The organism is Nostoc sp. UHCC 0251 (assembly GCF_034932245.1).
In the GTDB taxonomy this organism is placed as follows: Bacteria; Cyanobacteriota; Cyanobacteriia; order Cyanobacteriales; family Nostocaceae; genus Nostoc.
The window spans coordinates 1-4,224 of record NZ_JAYGHD010000210.1 but is presented as its reverse complement, the minus strand read 5'-3'; the positions used below and the strand labels follow the sequence as shown (position 1 = coordinate 4,224).

At 44.1% G+C, this 4,224-nt stretch carries 5 protein-coding genes; 2 read left to right on the top strand and 3 right to left on the bottom strand.

Features of this window, described 5'->3' with window-relative positions; genetic code table 11:
* Positions 1-238 precede the first annotated feature (238 nt).
* Complete coding sequence (locus VB740_RS17370; protein WP_323201211.1) at positions 239-643, bottom strand: Fur family transcriptional regulator; 405 nt, start codon at positions 641-643, stop codon at positions 239-241.
* Between the two features lie 144 nt (positions 644-787).
* Between VB740_RS17370 and purS the strand changes: the two genes are divergently transcribed.
* Both purS and purQ read left to right on the top strand, forming a co-directional pair.
* Positions 788-1,066: a phosphoribosylformylglycinamidine synthase subunit PurS gene (gene purS, locus VB740_RS17365; protein ID WP_323201210.1), complete on the top strand. Its 279-nt coding sequence runs from the start codon at positions 788-790 to the stop codon at positions 1,064-1,066.
* Positions 1,067-1,231: 165 nt separating this feature from the next.
* The gene (purQ, locus tag VB740_RS17360; RefSeq protein ID WP_323201209.1) at positions 1,232-1,906 is read left to right on the top strand and encodes a phosphoribosylformylglycinamidine synthase subunit PurQ; all 675 of its coding nucleotides are present in this window, start codon (positions 1,232-1,234) and stop codon (positions 1,904-1,906) included.
* Here purQ and VB740_RS17355 read toward each other — a convergent pair.
* Positions 1,898-2,059 (bottom strand): hypothetical protein, encoded by a 162-nt coding sequence (locus VB740_RS17355; RefSeq protein ID WP_323201208.1) that lies wholly within the window; start codon positions 2,057-2,059, stop codon positions 1,898-1,900. The genes purQ and VB740_RS17355 overlap by 9 nt on opposite strands.
* 322 nt (positions 2,060-2,381) lie before the next feature.
* Entirely contained in the window at positions 2,382-3,965 is a 1,584-nt protein-coding gene (locus tag VB740_RS17350; protein WP_323201207.1) for an HlyD family efflux transporter periplasmic adaptor subunit, read from the bottom strand.
* Positions 3,966-4,224 lie beyond the last annotated feature (259 nt).

Below are 4,224 nucleotides of genomic sequence, written 5' to 3'. Positions count from 1 at the left end.
TATTTTCAACCGACTCTGCATTTATATTATGCAGCTTAAATGCCGATTAGCTTACTCCTGTAGTTAAGCTTGAAGAGCAAAGAAAATTTCCTGCTCACACCATTTATTTATGAAAATTCATATCATTAGCCGTCTAAGCCGGCTCCCCTGTGGGAAGCCGATTTGCTTCTATGTTCTGGTAGCCACAGGCTTTAGTTTGTAGGAGAATAAAGTGCAGCACCATATAAAATTGGTATGATTATTGACCAATCTCAGTAGCTTGGTTTACTTGGCATTCGCTGCACAACCCAAAAAACTCTAGGGTGTGGTAAAAAACTTTAAACTTATGGCTGGATTCTAACTGGTCTTCTAAGTCATGAACGGGGCATTGATTAATCGGAATTGAAACACCGCATTGCAAACAAGTAAGGTGGTGTTTGTCTTGCTGCGCTAGGCTATAGAGGGCTTCACCGTTAGCCAAATTCCGCACTTGTACCATGCCTTCGAGTTTTAAGGCTTCTAGGGAGCGGTAAACTGTCGCTAAACCCATGCTCTGATTGGTGTTACGTAGTTCTACGTAAATATCCTGGGCGGAAATGCCTTTTTTGATGGTTTTCAGTAGGTTGAAAATACGCTCTTGACTGCGGGTGCGTATGGCTCTCATAGACAATTATTTTAATATGCCACTGTAGTTGAAGCTGTTAGATGGGCTAATTGATCAATTAACTTTAACCGCTTCGTAATCTTATTTTCACTCAGTTGGAACAGAAAGTTATAGTATAGCGATCGCAGCATTCAGAAAAAGCCCGTGCAAACCAAGTATCTAGCCAAAATTTTCGTGACCCTTCGTCCTTCAGTTTTAGACCCTGCTGGTGTGGCTGTACAATCCGGTCTTAAGCAACTGGGATACGAGAACGTTGACCAGGTGCGGATTGGTAAGTACATTGAACTCACCATTACCTCGTCTGATGAGAAGAAAGCGCGTCAAGACCTCGATCGCATTTGTGACCAAATGCTATCAAATCCTGTGATTGAAAATTATCGCTTTGAGTTGATTGAAGTCGAAACTCAAACTGGGGTTTTTTAGAGACTGGGCATGGGGCATTGGGCATTGGGCATGGGGCATTGGGCATTGGGCATGGGGCATGGTTATTCTCCTTGTTCCCTCATCTCCCCCTGCCTCCCCTGCTCCCCCTGCTCCCCCTGCCTCCCCTGATCCCCACTCCCCACTCCCCACTCCCATTGACTAATCATGAAATTCGGTGTTGTTGTTTTTCCCGGTTCTAATTGCGATCGCGATGTTGCTTATGTAACCAGAGACTTGCTGGGGCAACCGACTCGCATGGTTTGGCATCAAGAAACGGATATTGCTGATTTGGATGTCGTGATCATCCCTGGTGGCTTTAGTTACGGGGATTATTTACGCTGCGGTGCGATCGCCCGTTTTTCACCCGTGATGCAGCAGGTTGTTGAACACGCCCGAAAGGGTAAGTTTGTCCTCGGTATTTGTAATGGTTTTCAGGTATTAACTGAAGCTGGACTTTTGCCAGGGATATTGACTAGAAATCGGGATTTGCATTTTATTTGCGATCGCGCTCTCGTGAAAGTTGAGCGTAGTGATTTCCCTTGGACACAAGCTTATAGCAATGGTGAAGTTATCACTTTGCCTATTGCCCACGGAGAAGGGCGATTCTACGCTGATAAAGCCACTCTGGCAGAAATTGAAGATAACGGGCAAGTCCTGTTCCGCTATGAAGGCGAAAATCCCAACGGTTCACTGAACAATATTGCCGGAATTTGCGATCGCCAGGGCAATGTTTTAGGGATGATGCCGCACCCAGAAAGAGCGTCTGACGCGATGCTGGGGGGAAATGATGGCTTAAGGCTGTTTCAGGGCTTGCTAGAGAAGGTAGCGGCATTAGCCTAGAGCAATTAAATATCGGGCGACTAAGTTAGGCGTTTTGCGATCGCTGTCTGAAAGATAGAAGACAGATTCTTCTACAGACAGCGATCGCTCTATCATCATGTCCGCTTGAAGAAGGCAGAGGGCAGAGGGCAGAGGGGCAGAGGGGAATGGCACTAAGAAAAACTGAAAGCTCGTCTGGGCTGGGTGTTGGGGGTAGGGTGTTGGGTGTAGGGAAAGATCAAGAAAAGTAAATATGAGTGGGGATAGAAATAAATTTTTTCCTCACTACACCCAACACCCGACACCCGACACCCAAAAGCCTGATATATAGTGGGTTTGCCGTTATCAAGCGTGCCATTCGGGGCAGAGGGGCAGAGGGGAAAGAACAAGGCACATTGAACTCTCCCCTGCTCCCATGCACAAGCGCAGGCTTTGAGGGGTGTGGTGAGAAATCCGGGATTCCTTCTGCCTCCTGCCTCCTGCCTTTCTTGATAAATTAACGAACCTCTTTAAGAGTATCAATTTGCTTGGTAAACAACTCAGTGAATAAACTAAGCACAGTCCGTTCTTCACGTACTTTTATATTGGCACTGATGGACATACCCGATTGTAAGTTGACGTTTTGACCCCTAATCATTAAGGTTTGTTTATCCAATGAAACTTTTGCCGGAAATCTATAAAACTGATGTGTTTGGTCTGGCGGTAATGCGTCTGACCCTATCCCAGCTACTTCCCCTTTAATATCGCCAAACTCGCTGTAAGGAAAGGAGTCGATTCTAACATCTACCTTCATGCCTTTCCGCACAAAACCAATATCTTTGTTAGTGATGAAAACTTCAGCTATATAGTTTTCATTTGGGACAATTTGCAGCAGTTTTGTAGTCGGATTCGCTACAAATCCAGGGTTTTTTGCTTGTAAATCGAAAACTGTTCCAGCTACAGGCGCACGGAGTTCTTGATATTTAACATTTAACTGTGCTTGAGAAATTTTACTATTAACATCTGCCAAACGCTGTTCATTTTCTAGGAGAACTTTCGTGAATTGACTATCAATTTCGGCAATGCGTGTTTTGTTATTAGCTATATTGTCTAAAATGTTTTTATCAGAAACAGCTACCGTATTACTTAGCTCTTGCCGCCCTTTTTGAATATCAAACTGGAGACGTTTCTGTTCTTCACCTAGTTGTGCTACTTCCGCTGCAAGGGTTTGTACTTGTTGTTGTTGATTTAGATATTGAAGCTGAGAAATACCGCCTTCTTCTGCTAATATTTTCAGTTTATCTAAAATCTGCTGTTGAATTGCTAAACCTGCTTTAGTATCTTCTAGTTTGACTTGGTTTTGGGAAAGTTGTTTTTTAATTTTTTCTACTTCTAACTCTGCCGCAGCATAGCGAGAATCTAATTCTCTTTTGGCAACTTGTAGACGTTGCTGTTCATCAATTCCCAATCTAGAATCTTGACCAGAGTTTTTTAATTGAGTCCGCAAGAAATCATTTTCTGATACCAAGGCTGCCCGACTTTTCAGTAGAAAAGCAGTTTCTGGCGGCAAATTTCCACGCATAAATAACAGTTCTGAGTCCGTGGCGCTACTTGCCCCCATCAATTGGCGATAAATCTGGTTTTCTTTAATTAATGCATTGCGGATTTTATTCAAAGAATTTAATTCAGCAACAGAAGCGATGGAATCAAAAGTCAGCAGTAAATCTCCTGGCTTTACGTCTTGTCCATCTTTAACATTAACGGTTTTGACCACTCCACTAACAGGAGCTTGAATTTCTTTGACTGTTCCTTCCGGTTTTAATTGCCCTGTGGCTGGCACAACTTGCTCAATTTTGGCAAAATAAGCCCAAGCAATCCCAAAGCAGGCTAGCGCCATTAGAGTCACCATAATTGTCCGCGACCAAATCGGAGATTGGCGCAAGACAATAGATTGCTCAAATTCTTGAGTACTTGAGTTGATTAAAGACTGTTGAGCAGCTTTCTGTTGTTTTGTAAGTATTGGTGAATCTTGCTTGACTCCATTTTTATTATTGCCGTTTTTATGATTGCTGTTGAGGCGATTCCCATTAATTTGAGTCATAACGATTTTGGATTTTGGACTTGTCGTTAGCGTTCAGACGTTCGGCGAGCGCTCAGTCGAGCCGTCGAACGATTTTGGATTTTTTGTAGAGCAGTTCTTGATGGGGTCAAGAAGAAGGGTGTTGGGGTAGGGGGTAGGGAAGACGGCGTTGGTCGGGGCTTGAAACCCTATGGTTGTTGGGGCTGTCTCTTTCCTCTACACCCCAGTTAGAGTCGATGTCCGTATTGCTACGGCGCACCTCTCCTTCAGAACCGGACAT